Source organism: Vibrio sp. YT-19(2023) (genome assembly GCF_033337395.1).
Genome location: NZ_JAWOQN010001132.1, coordinates 1 through 520 on the forward strand (window position 1 = coordinate 1; position 520 = coordinate 520).

At 45.4% G+C, this 520-nt stretch carries 1 pseudogene; it reads left to right on the plus strand.

From position 1 onward, the window contains the following. Window positions 1-520, plus strand: a pseudogene (locus R7E78_RS30435) (hypothetical protein); the annotation flags it as partial.

The window sequence follows — 520 nt, forward strand, 5'->3', positions numbered from 1 at the left end:
TTTCCATGTTCAGTCGTCTGGTCGCAACGAAGTAACGGGTGCTAATGTATTGGTCGCAATTTTTAGCGAACAAGAGTCGCACGCCGCTTATTTATTGAAGAAAAACGACATTTCTCGCTTAGATATTGTCAACTTTATCTCCCACGGTATTACGAAAGCTTCTGGCGCCGGAGAAGATCCATCTTCTTCAGATTCGTTTAGCTCGGATAGTGTCGAAGAGACAGGTTCCGATGAGCGTTTAGAAAGCTTTGCAACAAACCTCAACCAAGTGGCGAAGGCCGGTAATATTGATCCATTAATTGGCCGTGACAAAGAGCTAGAACGTACGATCCAAGTTCTATGTCGTCGTCGTAAGAACAATCCATTGCTCGTTGGTGAAGCTGGTGTGGGTAAAACGGCAATTGCAGAAGGCCTAGCTTGGAGAATTGTTGAAGGCCAAGTGCCTGAGGTGATTCAAAATAGCGTTATCTACTCACTTGATATCGGTTCGCTGCTAGCAGGCACTAAGTATCGTGGTGAT